Source organism: Pseudomonas sp. Con_6 (assembly GCF_059379395.1).
Genome location: NZ_CM182011.1, coordinates 1557924 through 1579404 on the forward strand (window position 1 = coordinate 1557924; position 21481 = coordinate 1579404).

15 protein-coding genes are annotated in these 21481 nt (G+C 63.6%); 2 read left to right on the top strand and 13 right to left on the bottom strand.

Annotation, left to right across the window (positions count from 1 at the left end; all coding sequences use genetic code 11):
- Window positions 1-118: 118 nt before the first annotated feature.
- Window positions 119-5296, bottom strand: coding sequence for a dermonecrotic toxin domain-containing protein (locus AC5QPF_RS07135; protein ID WP_494962573.1), 5178 nt, complete (start codon window positions 5294-5296; stop codon window positions 119-121).
- A gap of 231 nt (window positions 5297-5527) precedes the next feature.
- Between AC5QPF_RS07135 and AC5QPF_RS07140 the strand changes: the two genes are divergently transcribed.
- Complete coding sequence (locus AC5QPF_RS07140; RefSeq protein WP_494962574.1) at window positions 5528-6523, top strand: alpha/beta fold hydrolase; 996 nt, start codon at window positions 5528-5530, stop codon at window positions 6521-6523.
- Here AC5QPF_RS07140 and aauR read toward each other — a convergent pair.
- The 10 genes from aauR to AC5QPF_RS07190 all read right to left on the bottom strand — a co-directional run bounded on the left by aauR (window position 6520) and on the right by AC5QPF_RS07190 (window position 18299).
- Window positions 6520-7797 (bottom strand): two-component response regulator AauR, encoded by a 1278-nt coding sequence (gene aauR / locus AC5QPF_RS07145; RefSeq protein WP_494964135.1) that lies wholly within the window; start codon window positions 7795-7797, stop codon window positions 6520-6522. The two genes, AC5QPF_RS07140 and aauR, sit on opposite strands and share 4 nt — an antisense overlap.
- A gap of 47 nt (window positions 7798-7844) precedes the next feature.
- A complete protein-coding gene (gene aauS, locus AC5QPF_RS07150) occupies window positions 7845-9752 on the bottom strand; it encodes a two-component sensor histidine kinase AauS (RefSeq protein WP_494962575.1) in 1908 nt (635 codons plus the stop codon).
- 63 nt (window positions 9753-9815) lie between these two features.
- A complete protein-coding gene (locus AC5QPF_RS07155; protein ID WP_458975506.1) occupies window positions 9816-10550 on the bottom strand; it encodes an amino acid ABC transporter ATP-binding protein in 735 nt (244 codons plus the stop codon).
- Entirely contained in the window at window positions 10547-11218 is a 672-nt protein-coding gene (locus tag AC5QPF_RS07160; RefSeq protein WP_494962576.1) for an ABC transporter permease subunit, read from the bottom strand. Before AC5QPF_RS07160 ends, AC5QPF_RS07155 begins: the two co-directional genes overlap by 4 nt.
- Window positions 11218-11964: an ABC transporter permease subunit gene (locus AC5QPF_RS07165; RefSeq protein WP_494962577.1), complete on the bottom strand. Its 747-nt coding sequence runs from the start codon at window positions 11962-11964 to the stop codon at window positions 11218-11220. Before AC5QPF_RS07165 ends, AC5QPF_RS07160 begins: the two co-directional genes overlap by 1 nt.
- A 97-nt stretch (window positions 11965-12061) precedes the next feature.
- Window positions 12062-12982, bottom strand: a complete 921-nt coding sequence (locus tag AC5QPF_RS07170) for a glutamate/aspartate ABC transporter substrate-binding protein (RefSeq protein WP_494962578.1) — start codon at window positions 12980-12982, stop codon at window positions 12062-12064.
- A gap of 321 nt (window positions 12983-13303) precedes the next feature.
- Window positions 13304-14824 carry a glycerol-3-phosphate dehydrogenase gene (glpD, locus tag AC5QPF_RS07175; protein ID WP_494962579.1) on the bottom strand — a complete coding sequence of 507 codons (1521 nt, stop codon included), beginning with the start codon at window positions 14822-14824 and terminating at the stop codon, window positions 13304-13306.
- A 184-nt stretch (window positions 14825-15008) separates the two neighbouring features.
- Entirely contained in the window at window positions 15009-15764 is a 756-nt protein-coding gene (locus AC5QPF_RS07180; RefSeq protein WP_494962580.1) for a DeoR/GlpR family transcriptional regulator, read from the bottom strand.
- Window positions 15765-15890: 126 nt separating this feature from the next.
- Window positions 15891-17390: a glycerol kinase GlpK gene (gene glpK, locus AC5QPF_RS07185; protein ID WP_494962581.1), complete on the bottom strand. Its 1500-nt coding sequence runs from the start codon at window positions 17388-17390 to the stop codon at window positions 15891-15893.
- Window positions 17391-17447: 57 nt separating this feature from the next.
- Window positions 17448-18299: an MIP family channel protein gene (locus AC5QPF_RS07190; protein ID WP_494962582.1), complete on the bottom strand. Its 852-nt coding sequence runs from the start codon at window positions 18297-18299 to the stop codon at window positions 17448-17450.
- 303 nt (window positions 18300-18602) lie between these two features.
- Between AC5QPF_RS07190 and ybaK the strand changes: the two genes are divergently transcribed.
- Entirely contained in the window at window positions 18603-19073 is a 471-nt protein-coding gene (ybaK, locus tag AC5QPF_RS07195; protein ID WP_494962583.1) for a Cys-tRNA(Pro) deacylase, read from the top strand.
- 88 nt (window positions 19074-19161) lie between these two features.
- On the opposite strand, the gene AC5QPF_RS07200 is transcribed toward ybaK, so the two are convergent.
- Both AC5QPF_RS07200 and argF read right to left on the bottom strand, forming a co-directional pair.
- Entirely contained in the window at window positions 19162-20247 is a 1086-nt protein-coding gene (locus AC5QPF_RS07200) for an ATP-binding cassette domain-containing protein (RefSeq protein WP_494962584.1), read from the bottom strand.
- A complete protein-coding gene (gene argF, locus AC5QPF_RS07205) occupies window positions 20244-21164 on the bottom strand; it encodes an ornithine carbamoyltransferase (RefSeq protein ID WP_494962585.1) in 921 nt (306 codons plus the stop codon). Before argF ends, AC5QPF_RS07200 begins: the two co-directional genes overlap by 4 nt.
- Window positions 21165-21481 lie beyond the last annotated feature (317 nt).

The following is a 21481-nucleotide window of genomic DNA, read 5'->3' on the forward strand; positions in this document are numbered from 1 at the left end:
TAATTTGACGAAAACGGAATGTTGTTGAGTTTGTCTCATGCTGTGCGAGCTGTCGACTGCCGCGCACGCAGTAGAAGCCCGTGTCGCCGGATGCATCTGGCGACACGGGAGAGGACTGTCAGCTTTCGCCTGGCTGGCGGAAGAGGTCGGCGAAGTGCTTTTTCGCCAGCGGCTTGCCCAGGTCGCCACGCCAGATGCGTTCGGCAGTTTCCCCTTGTGCCAGTTGCCATTGCAGGCCAAGGCGGCGTTGCTCGGCAGACTTCAGGTGGGCCTTGGTAAAGCGGTCGAAGCCAGGCGTTGGACTCGGGTAATGGAAGTGCGCATACCAGCGAACAAACGGTGCGCCCTGGGTCAGGTCGCGGATTTCGTATTCGAGGAGGTAGTCCGCGCGTCCGTCGATACGCTTCGGCAGCTTGTTCAGCGTGCCGATCTTGCGGATATCCACGGCACCCTGCTCGATCAGGTAGTCCAGCATGCCTTCGTTGGGCGTACGGCTGGCTAGCGACTGGCGGATGCGCAGACTGCGCCCGCTGGCAATCAGTTCATCGGCCTTGCGCCGTAGCGCGGCGACCAGTTCCGCCTGTGGGGCCTGCTCGGCAATGCGCTCGGCGCGCACCCGCAGTTCGTTGGCCTCGCTGGCCAGCAAATGCTCCAGGTTACGCGGCAGCATGTCATGGCGAGCGTAGCCCTCGACCTTTTCCTGATAGGCGGGCAGCCTGTCCAGGCGCGCCCTGGCTTCTTGCAGCAGGCGCTCGATATCCACCGGCGTGGGGGCTACCGGGGTGGCGGGCTCCTTCAGGCGCCAGCGGCCGTTCTTGCCCGGTACATAGACCTCGGTACCGTTGTTGACACGGTTGATGGTGATGCGTCGCTGCGGACCGCCGGCATCCTGCTCGACACCGATAAAGAACTGGTTGTCTTCGGTTTCGAACAGTTTCCTGTCCACGGACGGACCCCGTTGGTTGACCGGCTTTACCGCCGACTCGGGAATCTTCTGTTTCCAGCGTTCGGCCAGGTCGCTGATCGACTCCAGGTGTTCCAGCAACGGCTCGACGAAGTCATGATCGAAGCAATGGGCGTAGCTGGCGGACCAGGCCCGCAAGTTGTAGCCGTAGCGTTCGAAGGTATCGATACAGGCTTCCAGCATGCGCTTGCGCTGCTCGGCGTTGCTGCGCACCTGGGGCAGGTGGAACAGGTTGTTGAGGCTGCGATCCACCTCGACTCGTGCCTTGCACACCGGAATTTGCAGGTAGAACCAGGATTCATCGGTCGCGGTTTCGTAGCGGTTGATCACTTCCAGGTAGTTGCGCACCTTGAGGATGTCGCACGTAGCCTGGTTGAAGTTGCGCCGGGCGAATTCGATGTCGGCGCTGACCTTTGATTTCTGCGTGGCGTTGGTGATGCGTTTGCCCCACCTCTCGATGGCATGGGTGTAGTTGGCGACCGCCTGGAGCTTGCCGATCACTTGCACCCGCAGGACCTTGCGCCGTTGCATGATCTCCAGGTGCCTGGTCACTTCGGTGGCCGGCGTGCTGGCGGTCTTCTCCACCAGGATGTCGATCTGGTCGAGTATTTCCGTGGCCCCGCGCTTGAGTCCGTTGAGCTCGTTGCTCAGGCGGTTGACCTGCAGCCATGCCACCCGGCTCATCAAGTCCTTGGCGCGGGTGCGGTTGTTGCCGGCACTCAGTTGTGCCAGTTCTTCCAGTTCCGGGTAGATCCTGTCGGCGAGTTGTCGTTCGTAGGCGAAATGGTTGGCCAGTTTCTCCGCCTGGCGGTAGCGCTGTTGCTCGTCGCTGATGCGGTTGAATGCGCGTTGTTCGATGGCAGTCTGCCGATTCAGCCGGTCCAGTTCGCGCAGTTGATAGTCGGTGCTGCTGCGCAGTGCACGCAGCCGGCGCAAACCCGGGTCGGTCCACCAGCGCGGCAGGCGCTCGCGAATCGCCGCCGGCCACAAGGGATCCAGGCCATCGGCGAGCACGCCGAGGACGCCGCCGCCGCCGCTGACCGGACTGATTATGTTGACGCCGTAGATCGCTCCGTGAGTATCCCACTGGCCGCTGTCGTCCAGCGCGATTGGCTGGCGGTAGCCGTTGCCACGACCGACCAGACGCCAGGTATGCCGGGCCTCGTCGAAGCTGACCTGGTAAAGGCGATCGTGAGCAAGGATGAAATCGCCTTCGGCGAGGCGGTAGACGTTGCGATGGATGCCCGTGCTACCGGGCATCACGCCCGCGAGGGAGAGGTTTGCGGTGTATTCATAGCCGCTGAAGCGCTGCTGCGCGGTGCGCTTGCTTCCCTGCACCGGCAGGCTGGCGAGTCGGCGCAACTGCCGCTGGTGGATGGCCTGGCGCAGTGCGGCCGGGTTGAGTCCGATGCCCGGCAGGATATCCATCATTGCGTCGATCACGCACATCAGCACCGACTCCAGGTGCTCCAGCGCCTCGGCGGGTTCACCGCGCTGCAGCGCATCTGCCACGCGATTGCTGGCGAGCCAGCCGTCGAACACGGCGATGGCGGCACCTACGAAGGGAATCGCGCCCAGGGCCATCTTGATGTAGTTGAACACCATGCCGCTCTCCAGAGCTCGACGCTCCATGAACAGGTCGTAGGCGCAGCGCGAGGAGGAGCGGTGCGCCACGATCAGTCGACCTTTGTGCGCGTCGCACAGGTGGCGGGCCAGCGAGGTGGTCGCCGGCCAGGCCAGTCCGACCCCGATGATGCCGTCGAACTGGCGGACACAGGCTTGCTCGATGCGACTGACGTGGGCGGCGACCTCACCCTCCAGCGCCAGGCGCCCCAGATACTCGGTCATCTGGCTGTCGAAGCAGAGGCGGAACAGTCCTTTGCGCGCGCTTTCCAGGTCATCGTATTGGCGCAGGAAATGGCCGTCCGGGCTATCCGGCAAATAGAGCAGGGTGACGTTGATGGCTGCCGAATGAATCAGGACGACCCCTGACAGTCCGCTACTGTGGCCTTCGGTGTCGTCGCCACCGCTGGTCAGCAACACGGGCAAGAGGCTGACCGCCAGGGCGTGGCGGTTGTATTGCTGGCTCGAACTCGCGTCGATGGCGAGGTCCAGCATGGCCCGGCCCTGTTCATCGATGCGCTGTTGCTGCAGGGCTGCCTCGCCCTGCATGCGCAGCATCAGGCGCAACGGTTCGAGCAGGCATTCTTCGCGGTATTCGGCGCTAAAGCGCGACTCGCCGGCGCGGCCCATGAAGGCTTCGATGATGCACTGCTCGTAGCGACCGGCCAGGTTCAGGTCGCTTGTCATCTCACGTAGCCAGGGCAGGGTCACGCCTGCCAGTACCCGGGGATGTTCGGCATTGTCGCCGCCGCTGACCAGGACCTGCATGAACACCAGGCGCTGATCCAGCTCGTCGTCGATCTGTTGCAGGGCCAGGTCTTCCAGGGGCATGCGGCTGCGTTCGACGCTGGGAACCAGCACGGCCTTGACCGGTGTGCCGGGGGCGCCTGAGCCAGGAATGATGTCGCGACTGCGGCGCACGGTGTCCGGCAGTTCGAGATGTACCTGCACATCGCTCTCCAGGGCGAACGCCTGGCGCAAGCGCAGCGCTACCTGTTGGCGAGCGAACACGGCGCGGGCGGGTAACGCCCCGCTCAGATATCGGCGGGAGCGCTGCATGGCGCTGCAGTACGCTTCGATCAATCGTTGGAAACGCCGCTGCTTCTGGCTGTCGAGGCGGCTCAACCAGGCTGGGGCTTGTTGCGCGGCTTGCAGGCCGTCCTGCTGTTCGCGCCATTGTCGATGGGCGAGGTCGCGGGCAGCGTGGACCGGCACCTGCAGGCGCTCGCGGGTGTCCTCGCGCAGTGCGGCCTCGTGTGCTTCCAGCGTCGGCCCGGCGTGTTGCTGGCGCAGCGCGCGCAGCCCGGCTTCGTACACCGATAATTGCCGGGCCAGGCTGTGGTCGAAGGCATCTTCGTCCAGTACAAGCAGGTGCAGGCTGCTCTTGCCGGGGGCGGCCTTGAAGAATGCCTGCTCCAGCGCCTGAAGCGAGGCGAAGCCTTGCAGGCCACCGCTCGTGCCCGGCCAGTAGAGCAGCAGCGGCTGGCGAGGCGCGAGGTCGCCCTCGCTGTCGCTGTGGCCGATCAACAGGATCCCGTCCAACTCATGCGCGTCTTCACCGGACAGCAGGTGCAGGGTGGCGACGCTGACGGGATCGTCGCGCTGTTGCGCCTTGGGTGCTTGCAAGACCGCGTCGAGCAGGGCGCGGTGTGGTGTATCCAGCAGGCCCAGGGCGTGCTGGATGTCCGCTTCGGCGCGCAGGCCGGCGATACGCGCCTGACGCAAGGTCTCGTAGTGGGTGCTGGTCCGGTCGGGAACTGCGCTGGCGAGCAGGGCGCAGGCCGCGGCAATGCTCTCGACCTGAGCATTGGCCAGGGCGTCGAGTGTCACCTGCAGAGTGTCGGGCAGTTGTCCCTGCGTGGCGCTGGCTTCGAAGGCGGCGAGTTGCTGACGAACCTTGTTCACCCGTGTGCTGAGCGGCAGGTCGCGGTACAGGCCGCCAAAGCCCTCCTCTGGTGTCCCCTCGTCATCGAGCCTTGCGGCCGCCGGAGCCTCGGCCAGCAAGGGCGTATGGGCACGCCAATGGTCGAATCCGGCGGCTTCATCCAGGCGCCGAATGCGCAGGGCGTTCATCAAGCGTTTGCCGGCGCTGTCCAGCGCAGCAGAGACGGCTTCGTAGTCGATACCGATACAGCCGGGGAGCAGTTCCTGATGCTGTAGCAGGTACTGCTCCAGGTCGGTCTGGCTGGAGAATGCCTGCAAGACCGGAGCGTGATTTGGCAGATACAGCAGGTGACAGTCGTCCTGGTCGATGACCAGAGCCCCGGGCAGCGCTTGCTGGCTGCCGGAGGGAAGGCGTCCGTGGGGAATGCGCGCGTGGTCGCGGTCTTCTTCGCTGAGCAGCCGGTGCAAGGCCTGGCGTTGCGCGATAGTCAACTGGCCCATGGCACAGGCCCACTGACAGGCGGCCTGGAAATGCAGGCGGTACTGCTGCAGGGCATCGGCCTGGCGTGACAACGCGGTACCGGGGGCACGGGCGGCCCAGTAGGCCAGCCATTCCTGATCGAGTTGCTCGCGCAGGCCAGGATCTGTGCTGTCGCGGGTCGCTGGCGCTTCGCGCACCAGCTCGAACAGGCGCTGGCGGCTCTGTTGCCAGGTGTGAATGGCGCTGAGGAAGAGGTTTTCATCTGCGGGGAGGAGGGCGTCGAGCGGGTGGGCGAGGTCGAAATCGACCACGTCCATGAGGGCTTCATCCGGAGTATCGAGCATTCGGCTTGTCCTTGCTGAGCGCGGCGGGGCGCCGCGGTGGGCGGATTTGAGGACAAGCGTCAAAGGGTGGGGCGGTAGATATCGCTGGGATCGAACATCGCTGTGACCAGCCGAGAATACTCAGTCCACTCAGCGGGGTTCACGAAATTGTCACTGAACTGTGGCAGCGCGACGGCACAAACATCATCACACTCGCGCTCTACTGGGGATTTCGTTTTCGGTGTTTCGTCCATGCGGTTCTATTTCTTTCTTTTCGCGCTGTTTTGCGCGTTTCCGTCGTTCGCCGCTGGGCGTTGCGACGTCCATGCGCCTGTCGAGCAGGCACAACTGAAGCAGGTCAGCCTGGCTTACCAGAGCGTTGGACGCAGCACTGATCCGGCGCTGTTGTTGGTCATGGGGCTGGGCGGTCAACTGATCCATTGGCCGGACGAGGTGGTCGAGGCCTTGTGTCGCCAAGGCTTCCGGGTGATCCGTTACGACAACCGCGATGTTGGTCTGTCGCGCTGGAACCAGCCTCCGGCGGACGCCAGCCTGACCTATGAACTGGTGCGCTATCGCCTCGGTCTTTCGGTGAGCGCGCCCTACACCCTTGAAGATATGGCCGAGGACGGCCTGGAACTGATGAACTACCTCGGCGAGACCCGCTTCCATGTGCTCGGCGTGAGCATGGGGGGGATGATCGCCCAGCATGTGGCGGCGATGGCGCCGGAGCGCGTCGAGAGCCTGACCCTGATCATGTCCAGCTCCGGCGCTCAAGGCCTGCCGGCACCGAGCCCGGCGTTGATCAGCCAGTTGGCCCGGCGCAGCGCGCCGAACCGTGAAGTGGCCATCGAGCAGCAGGCCGATTTGCTGGCCGCACTGGGCAGCCCGCAGGTGCACGACGATCGTCAGGTACTGCTGCAGCAGGCGGCGGTGTCCTACGATCGGGCGTTCAATCCGGATGGCGTGAAGCGGCAGATCATGGCGATCCTCGCCGAACCTAGCCGGGTCGAACTGCTCAATCGCCTGCGGGTACCGACGCTGGTGGTGCATGGCACTGCCGATCCACTGTTGCCGGTGATGCACGGCGTACATCTGGCGGCGCACATCCAGGGTAGTCAGCTGAAGCTGATCCCCGGCCTGGCCCATCGTTTCCAGGAACCGTTCAAGGCGGCACTGTTGGCGGCGGTGCTACCGTACCTGCAAGAGCACCGCGCCGACGATATCGGCCATATCGCTCAACGTTAACCCAGCCCGTATTTCTTCACCTTGTCGAACAGGGTGGTCTTGGCCATGCCCAGCTCCTGGCTGGCCTGGCTGAGGTTGCCGCCGGTGCGTTGCAGCGCGTCGCTCAGCAGGTTGCGCTCGAAGGCTTCCACCGCTTCGGCGAAACCGACGCCCTGCGAGGGAGCGCTGGCTCCGGCCTTCTTGAAAGCCGGCAGGCCGAGGGCAAAGCGTTCGGCGACATTGCGCAGCTCGCGCACGTTGCCCGGCCAGTCGTGGCTCATCAGCCGTGACAGGGTCTGGCTATCCAGTTGCGGTGCCTCACGGTCGAAGCGCAGCGACGACTGCTGGAGGAAGTACTCGAACAGTTGCAGGATGTCCTCGCGCCGCTCGCGCAGCGGCGGCAGTTCCAGGGTCACCACGTTGAGCCGGTAGTACAGGTCGCTGCGGAACTGGCCGCTCTGGCCGAGGGACTCCAGGTCGGATTTGGTCGCCGCGATCACCCGGCAATCCACCGGAATGCTCTGGTTCGAGCCGAGGCGCTCCAGGGTGCGCTCCTGCAAGACCCGCAGCAGCTTGATCTGCAGGTTGATCGGCATGCTCTCGATCTCGTCGAGGAACAACGTGCCGCCGTTGGCGTGCTCGATCTTGCCGATGCGGCGCTTGCCAGCACCAGTAAAGGCGTTCGCCTCATGGCCGAATATCTCGCTTTCGAACAGGTTTTCCGGCAGGCCCCCGCAGTTCAGGGCGACGAAAGGCTGGCCCTGGCGCCGGCTGAAATCGTGCAGGCAGCGCGCGACCAGCTCCTTGCCGGTGCCGGTCTCGCCCTCGATCAGCACGTTGGCTGAGGTATCGGCGACGTTGGCGATCAGCTCGCGCAGGCTCTGCATCGCCGGCGAGCGGCCGATGATGCGCCCTTCCAGGGTGCTGCGCTCGGCCAGTTGGCGGCGCAGGGAAAACACTTCCCGGGCCAGGCCACGCTGTTCCAGGGCGCGGCGCACCACGTCCACCAGGCGTTCGGGGGAGAAGGGCTTTTCCATGAAATCGTAGGCGCCGTTGCGCATGGCGCCGACCGCCATGTCGATATCGCCGTGACCAGTGATCAGCACCACCGGCAGGCTGCTGTCGCGGGCCTTGAGGCGGCTCAGCAATTCCAGACCGTCGATGCCGGGCAGGCGGATGTCGCTGACCACGATCCCGGCGAAGTCATCGCCGATCCGCTCCAGCGCTTGTTCGGCGCTGCTCACGCCTTCGCTGGCGATGTCTTCCAGGGCGAGCGCCTGCTGGCAGCCGAGCAGCACATGCGGGTCGTCTTCGACGATCAGGACGGTCAGGGGCGATGTGTTCATAGGGACTCGGCAGGTTCAGTAGGGGCGGGGGACCGCGGCAAGCTGATGACGAACGCGGTACCGCCGCTGGCGGGGTGTTCGACGCCCAGGCTGCCACCGGCGGCGGCGGCGAGGCTGGCGGACAGGGTCAGGCCGAGGCCCAGGCCATGTTCGCCCGGTTTGGTGGTGAAGAAGGGTTCGAACAGGTGCTTGCGCGCCTCGTCGTCAATGCCGTGACCGTTGTCGCGCACCCTCAGGCGGTACTTGTTCTCCTGGATTTCGCCTTCCAGCCACAGTTCTGGCAGCGGCACCGCGGCCATGGCGTCGAGGGCATTGCCGATCAGATTGACCAGGATCTGCTCCAGGCGGGTCTGGTCGATGGCCAGGGTCTGCTCGCTGTAGTTGCTGTGCAGCTTCAGGTGGCAGCCGTCGATGCGCGCGGCGAGCACTTGCAGTGCCGCGTCTATGGCTTTGCCCAGCGAGGCCTGGCCGCGGTCGTCGCCGCGTCGGGCGAAGGAGCGCAGGCTGGCGGTGATGCGGCCCATGCGGTCGATCAGGTCGTTCATGGTCAGCAGGTTGGCGCTGGCGATCTCCAGCGAGCCGCGTTCGAGGAAGCGCACGGTGTTGCCGGACAGGGTGCGCAGCGCCGCCAGCGGCTGGTTCAGTTCATGGGCAATGCTGGTGGACATCTGCCCGATGGCCGCCAGCTTTCCGGCCTGGACCAGTTCGTCCTGGGCATGGCGCAGGGTCTGCTCGGCCTGGCGTCGTTCGCGGATCTGCGCCTTGAGGCGTTCGTTGCTGGCGCGCAGGTCGGCGGTGCGCTCGGCGATCTTGCGTTCCAGCTGGTTGTTGGCTTCTTCCAGCGCCTCGCGGGCGGCCAGGCGCGTGGCGATCACCTTGCGCCGCTCGTTCCAGGCGATGGCGAGGATGGTCAGCAGGGCGAAGGCTACGGCCACCAGCACGCCCTGGATGATCGACTCGCGGCGCAGGTCCTGCAGCGGGGTGAGCAGGGTGAAGTGCCAGGGGGTGTCGTTCAGGCGCCGGGTCTGGGCCAGGTAGGCCACCTCGTGGGTGCCGTCGTCGAGCCGGGCGTTGGCCGGGAAGGTGAGTTTCTCCAGGCTGTCGCCGAGCTTTTCCCGCCCGAGCGGTTGCAGTTCGTTGAGCGAGAACCAGTAGTACTGCAGGCTGCGGGCCAGGCGCTCCTTGGTCTCCGGGGTCAGCGGCCGCACGGACTTCAGGCGCCGCGCCGGGTCGCTGGAGAGAATGATGATGCCGTTCTCGTCGCTGACGAAGGCTTCAAGGCGCGCGCGCTGCCAGCGTTCCTCGAGGTTTTCCAGGCGAACCTTGATCACCGCCACGCCAATGATCTTGCCGTGTTCTTCAAGCCCGTGGGCCAGGTAGTAGCCCGGCTCGCCGGTGGTGCTGCCGATGCCGTAGAAACGCCCTGGCTGGCCGCGCACGGCGTCCTGGAAATAGGCACGGAACGACAGGTCTTCGCCGAGGAAACTGTCGGCATCGCGCCAGTTGCTGGTGGCCTGGACCCGGCCGGTGGTATCGAGGACGAAGATCGCCCGGCTGCGGCTGCGTCGGTTCAGGCCCTCGAGGTATTCGTTGACCGCCTGGCGATAGTCGCCATCGGGTTCGGTGAGCAGCTTGGACACACTGTCTTCCAGCTCCAGCAGGCTGGGCAGGTAGGTGTACTTGCTGATTTCGCTCTCCACCGTGCGCGCGTGCAGTTCGAGCTGGCGCTCGCCGTTGTCGCTCAAGGTGCGGATGCCGTTGTGCTCGCTGACCATGAACCCGGCGACACCCAGGCCGATCGTCAGCAGCAGGATCAGTGGCGGGATGAGCAGTTGGCGGATCAGACGGGGTTTCACGGCAAGGGCAGGCTTGGCTGGGTGAAGGAGCGTGGGGTCGCATTTCATCACAGAGGCCTTGTAACGACCAGCGCCCTCCGCCCGACGAGGCGGGAGGAGGGCGCCAGTGGCTTAGTGTTGCAGGATCTTGCTGAGGAAGTGCTGGGTGCGCTCGTGGCGGGCCGACGGGTCGCCGAAGAAGTCTTCCTTCTGGCAGTCCTCGATGATGCTGCCCTTGTCCATGAAGATCACCCGGTTGGCGACCTTGCGGGCGAAGCCCATTTCATGGGTGACGCACATCATGGTCATGCCTTCGTGGGCCAGTTCGACCATCACGTCCAGTACTTCGTTGACCATTTCCGGGTCCAGTGCCGAGGTCGGTTCGTCGAACAGCATGACGATCGGGTCCATCGACAGTGCACGGGCGATCGCCACGCGCTGCTGCTGGCCGCCGGAAAGCTGGCCGGGATGTTTCTTGGCATGGGCGCCAAGACCAACGCGGTCGAGCAGGGCCAGGCCCTTCTTGGTCGCTTCCGCCTCGCTGCGGCCGAGGACCTTGCGCTGGGCGATGGTCAGGTTCTCGGTGATGCTCAGGTGCGGGAACAGCTCGAAGTGCTGGAACACCATGCCGACCCGGGAACGCAGCTTGGGCAGGTTGGTCTTCGGATCGGCGATCGAGGTGCCGTCGACGATGATGTCGCCCTTCTGGAAGGGCTCCAGGGCGTTGACGCACTTGATCAGGGTGGACTTGCCCGAGCCGGACGGGCCGCAGACCACCACCACTTCACCCTTCTTGACCTCGGTGTTGCAGTCGGTCAGTACCTGGAAGTCGCCGTACCACTTGTTGACGTTCTTGATGGAAATCATACGGTTATCCTTTTCTGCAGACGCTTGACCAGGAAGGAAGCGGAGAAGCTGATGACGAAGTAGACGGCGCCGGCGAAGACCAGGAACTCGTTGGAGCGTCCGATGATGTCGCCGCTGGCGCGGGCCGAGTTGAGGAAGTCCACCAGGCCGACGGTGTACACCAGCGAGGTGTCCTGGAACAGGATGATGCTCTGCTGCAGCAGCAGCGGGGTCATCTTGCGGAACGCCTGGGGCAGGATGATCAGGCGCATGGTCTGGCCGTAGGTCATGCCCAGGGCCTGTGCCGCGCCCATCTGGCCTTTGGAGATCGACTGCACGCCAGCCCGGACGATTTCGCAGAAGTAGGCTGCCTCGAACATCATGAAGGCCACGACGCAGGAGGTGAAGGCCCCGATCGGGGTGTCCTCGCCAGTGATCCAGCGCAGCACGAAGGGGACCGCCAGGTAGAACCAGGTGATCACCAGCAGCAGCGGGATGGAGCGGAAGTAGTTGACGTAGGCGCCGGCCACTCGTGCCAGGAGCTTGCTCGACGACAGGCGCATCAGGGCCAGGACGGTGCCCAGCGCGATACCGCCAATGACGCCCATGACCATCAGCTTGAGGGTCATGAGCATTCCGTTCCACAGGCCTGGCAGGGCGGGGGTGATGCCGCTGAAGTCCAGTTCCATCACTTACCTCCCACGGAAATCAGGCCCGGTACCGAGACCTTCTTCTCGACCATGCGCATGAGCAGCATCAGGCCCATGTTCAGGGTGAAGTAGATCAGCGTCGCCAGGGTGAAGGCTTCGAACAGGTTGGCGGAGAACTCGGCGGTCTGCTTGGTCTGCGCGAGCAGTTCCATCAGGCCGATCAGCGAGGCCACGGACGAGTTCTTGAAGACGTTGAGGAATTCCGAGGTCAGCGGCGGAATGATGATCCGGTAGGCCTGGGGCAGCAGTACGTTGCTGTAGATCTGCGGCAGGCTGAAGCCCATGGCGCGGGCGGCGGCTTCCTGGCCGCGGGGCAGGGCCTGGATGCCGGTGCGCACCTGCTCGCAGACGCGGGCGGCGGTGAACAGGCCAAGGCAGATGATTACGCTGATCAGCGCCGAGGTAGTCGGGTTGAGGTCTTGCTTGAACCATACCTGCAGGCCTTCGGGCAAAAGGTCGGGAACCAGGAAGTACCAGATGAACAGTTGCACCAGCAGCGGTACGTTACGGAAGAGTTCCACGTAGCAGGTGGCGATACCCGATACCACGCGGTTCGGCACGGTGCGCATCACGCCGAGCACGGAGCCCAGCAGCAAGGCGATGATCCAGGCGGCGATGGCGATGGCGATGGTCCAGCCCAGGCCGGTGATGTACCAGTCCAGATAGGTTTCGTCGCCTACGCCGGTGGACTTGAAGAATACGCCCCAGTCCCAGTTGTAATTCATCGGGGTCTCCCCTCGGATTGTCGTTTCACGGGCACCTTCGAGCATCCGGGGGCGCGAACGCCCTCGGATGAAAGGTTAGACACTAACTAGGTGGGGTTCAGGACTTCTTTTCGTCCGCAGCCTTGTCGGTCGGCTCGGCGATCAGCTTCTTCAGTTCGTCGCTCATCTTGAACTGCAGGTTCAGGCCTTTTGGCGGGATCGGCTGCATGAACCACTTGTCGTAGATCTTGTTGATCTCTCCGGACTTGTACAGGGCAACGATGGCGTCATCCACGGCCTTCTTGAACGCCGGGTCATCCTTGCGCACCATGCAGCCGTAGATCTCATAGGACTGTGGGGTACCGGTGATGACCCAGTCGGACGGCTTCTTGGCCTTGGCCATTTCGCCGGCGAGCAGGGCATCGTCCATCATGAAGGCCACGGCACGGCCGGATTCGAGCATCTGGAAGGATTCGCCGTGGTCCTTGGCGGAGATCACGTTCATTTTCATCTGCTTGTCGGCGTTCATCGCCTTGAGCAGGCGCTCGGAGGTGGTACCGGCGGTGGTCACCACGTTTTTTTCGGCCAGGTCCGGGAAGTCCTTGATGGGAGGCTGGCCGTTGGCCTTGGTCAGCAGGCGGGTGCCGACTTCGAAGATGCCCACCGAGAAGGCCACCTGTTGCTGGCGCTCGACGTTGTTGGTGGTGGAACCGCATTCCAGGTCGACGGTGCCGTTCTGCACCAGCGGGATACGGGTCTGGGAAGTGACGAGGTTGTACTTGGCATTCAGGTTCGGCAGGGACAGGTCCTTTTTCAGGGCCTCGACGACTGCCAGCTGGATGTCGTGGGAATAGCCGACCGGTTTGCCCGATGCGTCGGCAAAGTAGGAAAACGGAATGGAAGAGTCACGGTGGCCCAGGGTGATGGTGCCCGATTCCTTGATCTTCTTCAGGGTGCCGGTCAGTTCTTCGGCCATTGCCGGGGAAGTGATCACGGCAGCCGCGATGGCGGCGCCCAACAGATGACGAACGATACGCATCGAATGTTCCTCGTGGTTTGCTTGTTTTTTTTATGAGGCCGTTGGTCGGCCGTTCGTTCAGCGAGCCCGTGCTTTTCGGCACTGGCGCATCCGGGTTCTGAGTGTAGAGCATGAGTCGTGCCAGGCTGTGATTTCGATCACGAATGCCCGTAGTACAGGGGTAGCAGAGGTTTTTGACGGGGGGATGAAGGGGAGGTTCAGTCGGATGGCCGAATAGTGGCATTACCGGGTGTTCGGAAAACCGAATGAATAATCAGTGCCTGCTTTGCTTTCCCGCTCCCATCCCTGGCAAGCCAGCAATGGGAGCGACTCGGTTTAGGATCAGGCCGCGCGACTCAGTTCCCTGCGTTGCAGATAGACCTGCAGCACCTGCTGCTCCGCCTCGCTGAGGAACAGCCCCAGCTTGCTCCGCCGCCACAGGATGTCGTCCGCCGACACCGCCCACTCCTCGCGGCACAGGTAATCCACTTCACGGCTGAACAACCCGCCGCCAATGGCCTCGCCCAGGTCTTCCGGGCCCTGCACGCCCTCCAACAGGCGCCAGGTCCGGCTGCCATAGGTCAGCGCCCAGCGCTTGGCCAGCGCGCTTGGCAGCCAGCCATGGCGGGCGAGGATTTCGTCGCCCAGGGCTTGTGCCGTGCTCATGCCTTCACCACCCGGCAGCGGCGCGCTGGCGGTCCAACTGCCGGTCATCTGGGTGAACCACGGCGCCAGTTCGGTCATGGCCGACTCGGCCAGCTTGCGGTAAGTGGTCAGCTTGCCGCCGAACACTGACAGCAGCGGCGCCTGGCCGTCTTCCGAGGACAGCGCCAGGGTGTAGTCACGGGTCACCGCCGAGGGGTTGTCCGACTCGTCGTTGCACAGCGGGCGCACGCCGGAATAGGTGTGCAGGATGTCGGCACGGCTCAGTTGGTGATTGAAGTGCTGGTTGACCACGTTCAGCAGGTAGTCGGTTTCCGTCTCGGTGATCGCCACCTGGGCCGGGTCGCCGCTGTATTCGCGGTCGGTGGTGCCGATCAGGGTGAAACGCTCCAGGTACGGGATGCAGAAGACGATGCGCTGGTCTTCGTTCTGCAGGATATAGGCGTGCTCGCCTTCGTACAGCTTCGGCACGATCAGGTGGCTGCCCTGGATCAGGCGGATGCCGTAGGGCGCGTCGAGCTTGAGGTCGTCCTTGATGAATTTCGCTACCCAAGGACCGGCGGCATTGACCAGGGAGCGGGCCTGGATGCTGTGCTGGCTACCGTCGGCGCGTTCGACTTGCACATCCCACAGCTTGCCGTTGCGCCGGGCGCTGATACAGCGGGTACGGGTGAGGATATGCGCGCCACGCTCACGGGCGGCCATGGCGTTGAGCACCACCAGGCGTGCGTCGTCCACCGCACAGTCGGCATATTCGAAGCCGCGGCTGATTGCCGGCTTCAGCGGGTTGCCGGGGCCGAAGCGCAGGCTGCGCGAGGCACCGAGCTGCTTGCGCTTGCCGAGGTTGTCGTAAAGGAACAGGCCGGCACGGATCATCCACGCAGGGCGCAGGTGCGGGCGGTGCGGCAGGACGAAACGCATCGGTTTGACGATATGCGGGGCCTTGGCCAGCAGCACTTCGCGCTCGGCCAGGGCTTCGCGGACCAGGCGGAACTCATAGTGTTCGAGATAGCGCAGGCCGCCGTGGATCAGCTTGCTGCTGGCCGACGAGGTATGGCTGGCGAGGTCGTCCTTTTCGCAAAGGAACACCGACAGGCCACGTCCGGCCGCATCGGCGGCGATACCGACACCATTGATGCCGCCACCGATGACGGCGACGTCATAGACCTCGGCAAGGATGGGAGCGCTGGATTGGGACACGGCAAGGCCTCTCGAAAGTCGTTTTGATATCTTTTGTGAACATCTATGTTCGTATTCGAAAATGTTAGCCCAATGGAATGGCGACGACCAGTGACTTCTCATAGAAAATACTGATCGGATTACAAACAAATGAAAAAATACGAACATTCGCGCCGCCAGCCTTGCGCTGGCGGCGGACACGCGGTCAGACGACTTCGAGGCGAATCTTGTACTGGTTGAGCAACTGGGTGAGGGCGCTGACCGGCGCCTGGTCAGTCACCAGGCAGTCGATCAGGCTGATCGAGCCCAGGCGCACCATGGCGTTGCGCCCGAACTTGCTGGAGTCGGCGGCGAGGATCACCTGGCGCGCGTTGGCGATGATCGCCTGGGACACCCGCACTTCCTGGTAGTCGAAGTCCAGCAGGCTGCCGTCTTCGTCGATGCCGCTGATGCCGACCAGGGCGAAGTCGACCTTGAACTGGTTGATGAAGTCGACACTGGCCTGGCCCACCACGCCGCCGTCGCGACGCACGTTGCCGCCAGCCAGTTGCACCTCGAAATCGTCCTTGGCGCTGAGGATCGAGGCCACGTGCAGGTTGTTGGTGATGATCTTCAGGTGGTTGTGGTTGAGCAGGGCGCGAGCGATGGATTCGGTGGTGGTGCCGATATTGATGAACAGCGACGCATGGTCGGGGATCTGCCGGGCCACGGCTTCGGCGATGCGCTGTTTTTCGTCGCGCATCTGGTCGGCGCGCATGGCGTAGGCGGTGTTCTCGATGCTCGAGTCGTAGGCGGCGCCACCGTGATAACGGCGCAGCAGGTTGACCTCTGCGAGCTGGTTGATGTCGCGGCGGATGGTTTGCGGGGTGACGACGAACAACTGCGCCATTTCCTCGATACTGACGTAGCCACGCTCACGGACCAGTTCGAGAATTTGTTGTTGGCGGGGAGGCAGATTCATGGGCGTCCTATGGGGCGGCCGAAAAATGCTGCAATGATGCCGGAGGAAGGGGCGTCGGGCCAGTCTGAGGGCGGCATGGACGTAGCGCGGGACGCAGGCTGGAGGCCGCGCCCCTGAGCTGAAACGTTACTCCTCGTGAGGTTCCCAGTCGCGGGTGCGGTCGACGGCCTTGAGCCAGCCGCTGTACAGCTTCTCTTTCGCCGCTTCGTCGAGCTGCGGGGTGAACTCGCGCTCGATCAGCGCCTTGCCGCGCAGCTCGTCCAGGCCACTCCAGAAACCGCAGGCCAGGCCCGCCAGGTAGGCGGCGCCGAGGGCGGTAGTCTCGCGCATCTGCGGGCGTTCGACGCAGGTGCCGAGGATGTCCGCCTGGAACTGCATGAGGAAGTTGTTGGCCACCGCGCCACCGTCCACGCGCAGGGCGCTGAGGCGCTGGCCGCAGTCCTGCTGCATGGCGTCGAGGACGTCGCGGGTCTGGTAGGCGATGGATTCCAGGGCTGCACGGATGATGTGGTCGACCTTGACCCCGCGGGTCAGGCCGAACAGCGCGCCACGGGCATACGGGTCCCAGTAGGGCGCGCCGAGACCGGTGAAGGCCGGCACCAGGTACACGCCGTTGCTGTCCTTGACCTTGCTGGCGAAGTACTCGGTGTCGTGGGCATCGTTGACGATCTTCAGTTCGTCACGCAGCCACTGCACGGTGGAGCCACCGTTGAACACCGCACCTTCCAGGGCGTAGGCCACTTCGCCGCGGGGGCCGCAGGCGATGGTGGTGAGCAGGCCGTGGGACGACTGCACCGCCTTGTCGCCGGTGTTCATCAGCAGGAAGCAGCCGGTGCCGTAGGTGTTCTTGGCCTGGCCCGGTTCCACGCACATCTGGCCGAACAGGGCGGCCTGCTGGTCGCCGGCGATACCGGCGATGGCGATGTTGCTCTTGGTATGGCCGTAGATTTCCGAGGACGGACGTACCGGCGGCAGCATGGCTTTCGGAATGCCCAGGACCTCGAGCATCTTGTCATCCCATTGCAGGGTATGGATGTTGAACAGCATGGTCCGCGAGGCGTTGGTGTAGTCGGTGACATGGACCTTGCCGCCGGAGAACTTCCAGATCAGCCAGGTATCGATGGTGCCGAACAGCAGTTCGCCACGTTCGGCGCGCTCGCGCACGCCATCGACGTTGTCGAGGATCCACTTCAGTTTGGTCCCGGAGAAGTACGGGTCGGTGACCAGGCCGGTGGTCTCGCGGATGTAGTCCTGCAGGCCGTCGCGCTTGAGCTGCTCGCAGATCTCGGTGCTGCGCCGGCACTGCCAGACGATGGCGTTGTACACCGGGCGTCCGGTTTCCTTGTCCCACACCACCGTGGTTTCACGCTGGTTGGTGATGCCGATGGCGGCGACCTGGTCGTGGCTGATACCGGCCTGGGCCAGGGCTTCGACCATGGTCGCGCTCTGGGTGGCGAAGATTTCCATCGGGTCGTGCTCGACCCAGCCGGCTTGCGGGTAGTGCTGGGCGAACTCGCGCTGGGAGGTACCGACAACGTTTGCGTCACGGTCGAAGATGATGGCCCGCGAACTGGTCGTACCCTGGTCGAGGGCGATGATGTAGTTCTTGTTCTGACGGTCTGTCATGTCGTTGGCCTTGCAATGAAAGAGGTTGAGGTCAGGGCTCGGCGATCCGCGTGCGGATCAGGAGGTCTGGGTCTTGCCCTGAGCGGTGTCGTCGGTTTGTGCGCTGGTCGTAGCGGCATTGGGCAGGCTGCGGGCGAAGACGCCACGGTACAGGGCGGCACCGATGCTGGCTCCCATGATCGGCGCGAAAACCGGAACGAGGAAGTAGGGAATGTCACGTCCACCGGTAAAGGCAACTTCGCCCCAGCCGGCCAGGAAGGTCATCAGCTTGGGCCCGAAATCCCGTGCCGGGTTCATCGCGAAGCCGGTCAGCGGACCCATGGCGCTGCCGATCACGGCGATCAGCAGGCCGATCAGCAGCGGTGCCAGCGGGCCACGGGGCAGGCCGTTGTTGTCGTCGGTCAGGGCCATGATTACCGCCATGAGGATGGCGGTAATGATCACCTCCACCAGGAACGCCTGGCCGGTGGACAGCGCGGGGTGAGGGTAGGTGGAGAACACCGAGGCCAGTTCCAGGCTGGCCTGGCTGCCGCGAACCATGGCGTGAGTCTGTTCGTAATCGAAGAACAGGTTGCTGTACAGCGCGTAGACGAGCGCGGCGCCGCAGAACGCGCCGGCGACCTGGGCGAGGATATAGAAGGGCAGCTTGCCTTTCTCGAAGCCGGCGAAGATGCACAGGGCGATGCTCACGGCCGGGTTCAGGTGTGCGCCGGAGATCCCGGCGGTGAGATAGATCGCCATGCTCACGCCGACCCCCCAGATGATACTGATTTCCCACAGGCCGAAGCTGGCACCCGCGACCTTGAGCGCGGCGACGCAACCCGTGCCGAAGAAGATCAGCAGGGCGGTGCCGAAGAATTCGGCCATGCATTGGCTGGACAACGTCGGTTGTTGTAGAGCGTTTGTCATTCGATTACCTCGGTTCTTGTTGTTGTGAGGCGCTGTCAGCGCTCGACAGAAACCCGGCAGAAATCCCCATTTCGGCCAGGCGGACGGTGTGGGTGCACCTTATAAGGGCACCGCTATATTCAGATTCGAAAAAATATAGACAAGAAACGCTTATGTCAAAGGTCGAAAGCGAACCATCATTCACAAATTGACCAATGGCCCACACGCGGTCCCTCCTTGTCCGACAAGGCAATGGTTGCGGACTAGGATTTGCCCTACAGTAGCCAGCGAACGGAAACCGAACACAGTTGTTGGAGCCCCCGCATGACCCCTGCCTTGGATCTGTTGAAGAAAGTTCGCGCCGAACATCGCATCCACAGTTATGAACACGACCCCAAAGCCGCGTCCTATGGCCTTGAAGCTGCGGAAAAGCTCAACCTGAATCCAAGACAGGTGTTCAAGACCCTGCTGGCGGTGACGGAGAAGGGGGAGTTGCTGGTGGCGGTGGTGCCGGTGGTGGGGACGTTGGATCTGAAGGCGCTGGCCCAGGCGGCAGGGGCGAAGAAGTGCGAGATGGCGGATCCGGCAGCGGCGCAGCGTTCCACTGGCTACCTGGTTGGTGGAATTAGCCCACTTGGTCAGAAGAAACGTCTGAGGACATTTATCGATCAATCCTCACAGGCGTTCGAGACGATTCACGTCAGTGCCGGGCGGCGGGGGTTGGAAGTGGAGTTGGCGGCGGGGGTGTTGGCGGAGCATACCCAAGGGAAATTTGCCGCTATAGGAAAAGAGTAAGGCAAGAGCGACACGGTCCCACAGGGTCCGTGGTGTCTGGATGACCATTGAAAAAAAAGGCCGTCATGGATGTGACGGCCTTTCTATTTCAGGGGGCAGCGCTGTGCGGCAACCTTGCCTCGACGCTACCCGACGCCGCAAACAGCACCAGATGATCCGCCGCCACCGCGATCCCCACATCCTCCCCGACCGGGTAATCCAGATGACTCGGGAAGATCGCCTCAAGCTGCGAGCCGGTCGCCAGCTGCAGGCGATACAGGGTCGAAGCCCCCTGGAAGCTCTTGCCGCTGACCCGTGCAGTCAGCGCGCTGCCGGCGGCATGCACGATATCGTCCGGGCGCAGCAGCACATCCACCGCACCACCCACCGGCAAGCTGTAGGCACGATTGCCGCGCAGCTCACCAAGCTCGGTCTGCACCGACTCCGGGCTGAGCAACTGGCCGCGGATGAAGTATCCCTGGCCGATGAAGCTGGCCACGAAGGGCGTGGCCGGCTCGTGATAGAGGTTATAGGGGGTGTCCCACTGCTCCAGGCGGCCTTCCTTGAACACGCCGACATGGTCGCTGACGGCGAAGGCTTCTTCCTGGTCGTGAGTGACCAGGATCGCGCTGGTGCCGCGGCTCTTCAGGATGTCGCGGACCTCATGGCTGAGGCGTCGGCGCAGTTCCACGTCGAGGTTGGAGAAGGGTTCGTCGAGCAGCAGCAATTGCGGTTCAGGGGCCAGGGCGCGGGCCAGGGCCACGCGCTGCTGCTGGCCGCCGGACAGCTCGTGCGGGTAGCGCCCGCCAAGGCCGTCGAGCTTGACCAGCTCCAGCATGTCCTTGACCACATCCTGCTTGCGCGGGTGCTTGCCGAGGCCGAAGGCGATGTTTTCCGCCACGGTCAGGTGGGGAAACAGCGCGTAGTCCTGGAACACCATGCCGATCCGGCGCTTTTCCGGAGCAAGGGTGAACCCGGCTTTCGAAATGACCTCGCCGGCCAGCAGGATCTCGCCGTCATGCACCGGCTCGAAGCCGGCGATGGCGCGCAGGGTGGTGGTCTTGCCGCAGCCTGACGACCCCAGCAGGCAACCGATGTCGCCGGCATTGAGATGCAGGTTGAGGTTCTGGACGATGCGCGCCTCGCCATAGCCGCAGGCGAGGTTGCGCAGGTTGAGCAGCAGGGAATGACTCATGCGTGGTGGTAGGCCGGTTCAACAAGGAATTCGAGAAGTGCCTTCTGCGCGTGCAGGCGGTTTTCTGCCTGATCCCAAGCGACCGAACGTGGGTCGTCGAGCAGGTCCATGCTGATCTCCTCGCCGCGGTGGGCGGGCAGGCAGTGCATGAACAGGGCGTCAGGGGCGGCCAGGTCGAGCAGCTCGCGGGTCACCTGATAAGGCGCGAAACGCTCCAGGCGCCGCGCGGTTTCCTCTTCCTGGCCCATGGAGGTCCAGACGTCGGTGCTGATCAGGTGGGCGTCGCGTACGGCGTCCTTCGGATCACGGACGATCTGCACGCGGTCACCGGCCAGGGCGACGAACTTCGCGTTCGGCTCATAGCCCTCAGGGCAGGCGACGCGCAACTGGAAGTCGAACTGGATGGCCGCTTCTATATAGCTGTTGCACATGTTGTTACCGTCGCCGATCCAGGCCACGGTCTTGCCCTGGATCGGGCCGCGGTGCTCGAGGAAGGTCTGCATGTCGGCCAGCAACTGGCAGGGGTGCAGGTCGTCGGACAGGCCGTTGATCACCGGCACGCGGGAATTGGCTGCGAACTCGGTCAGGGTGCTGTGGGCGAAGGTACGGATCATCACTGCATCGAGCATGCGCGACATGACGATGGCGCAGTCACCGATCGGCTCGCCACGGCCCAACTGGGTGTCGCGCGGGGATAGGAAGATCGCCTGGCCGCCGAGCTGGATCATGCCGGCCTCGAAGGACAGCCGGGTACGGGTCGAGGACTTCTCGAAGATCATGCCCAGCACGCGATTCTTCAGGGGCTCGAAGAGTACGCCGCGGTTACGCAGGTCTTTCAGCTCGATCCCTCGGCGGATCACACTGACCAGTTCTTCGGCGGTGAAATCCATCAGGGAGAGAAAGTGCCTAGCGCTCATCATTGACTACCTTTTTGCAACAGACCGCAGATCAGCAACAACCGGTTTTCGGAAACACGGATGAGACCTGCGGCGTAAGCCGCACGGGGGCGACGAAATAGGGGAAGGCGCAATACTATAATTAAATGTCGCGTCTTACCAAGTGGGGTTGCGCCGTGACGCCGCTGGCGCAATGGAGGTCGCTTTGCGATCTCTTGGTGGCAAAGCCAGTGCCTACGGCGCACGCAGCGTGCCATTGGTCTGCTTTTTTCGCAGAGCAAGCGACCTTTGTACACCGCCCGCAAAGGGCTTTGCAATCGACGGGCAGGGCTTTGTCG

What these genes read in the sequence shown, in the direction of transcription:
- AC5QPF_RS07135 (WP_494962573.1), bottom strand. Translation starts at nt 5,296, where the DNA reads ATGCTCGATACTCCGGATGAAGCCCTCATGGACGTGGTCGATTTCGAC.
- AC5QPF_RS07140 (WP_494962574.1), top strand. Translation starts at nt 5,528, where the DNA reads ATGCGGTTCTATTTCTTTCTTTTCGCGCTGTTTTGCGCGTTTCCGTCG.
- aauS (WP_494962575.1), bottom strand. Translation starts at nt 9,752, where the DNA reads ATGAAATGCGACCCCACGCTCCTTCACCCAGCCAAGCCTGCCCTTGCC.
- AC5QPF_RS07155 (WP_458975506.1), bottom strand. Translation starts at nt 10,550, where the DNA reads ATGATTTCCATCAAGAACGTCAACAAGTGGTACGGCGACTTCCAGGTA.
- AC5QPF_RS07160 (WP_494962576.1), bottom strand. Translation starts at nt 11,218, where the DNA reads ATGGAACTGGACTTCAGCGGCATCACCCCCGCCCTGCCAGGCCTGTGG.
- AC5QPF_RS07165 (WP_494962577.1), bottom strand. Translation starts at nt 11,964, where the DNA reads ATGAATTACAACTGGGACTGGGGCGTATTCTTCAAGTCCACCGGCGTA.
- AC5QPF_RS07170 (WP_494962578.1), bottom strand. Translation starts at nt 12,982, where the DNA reads ATGCGTATCGTTCGTCATCTGTTGGGCGCCGCCATCGCGGCTGCCGTG.
- AC5QPF_RS07180 (WP_494962580.1), bottom strand. Translation starts at nt 15,764, where the DNA reads ATGAATCTGCCTCCCCGCCAACAACAAATTCTCGAACTGGTCCGTGAG.
- glpK (WP_494962581.1), bottom strand. Translation starts at nt 17,390, where the DNA reads ATGACAGACCGTCAGAACAAGAACTACATCATCGCCCTCGACCAGGGT.
- AC5QPF_RS07190 (WP_494962582.1), bottom strand. Translation starts at nt 18,299, where the DNA reads ATGACAAACGCTCTACAACAACCGACGTTGTCCAGCCAATGCATGGCC.
- ybaK (WP_494962583.1), top strand. Translation starts at nt 18,603, where the DNA reads ATGACCCCTGCCTTGGATCTGTTGAAGAAAGTTCGCGCCGAACATCGC.
- AC5QPF_RS07200 (WP_494962584.1), bottom strand. Translation starts at nt 20,247, where the DNA reads ATGAGTCATTCCCTGCTGCTCAACCTGCGCAACCTCGCCTGCGGCTAT.
- argF (WP_494962585.1), bottom strand. Translation starts at nt 21,164, where the DNA reads ATGAGCGCTAGGCACTTTCTCTCCCTGATGGATTTCACCGCCGAAGAA.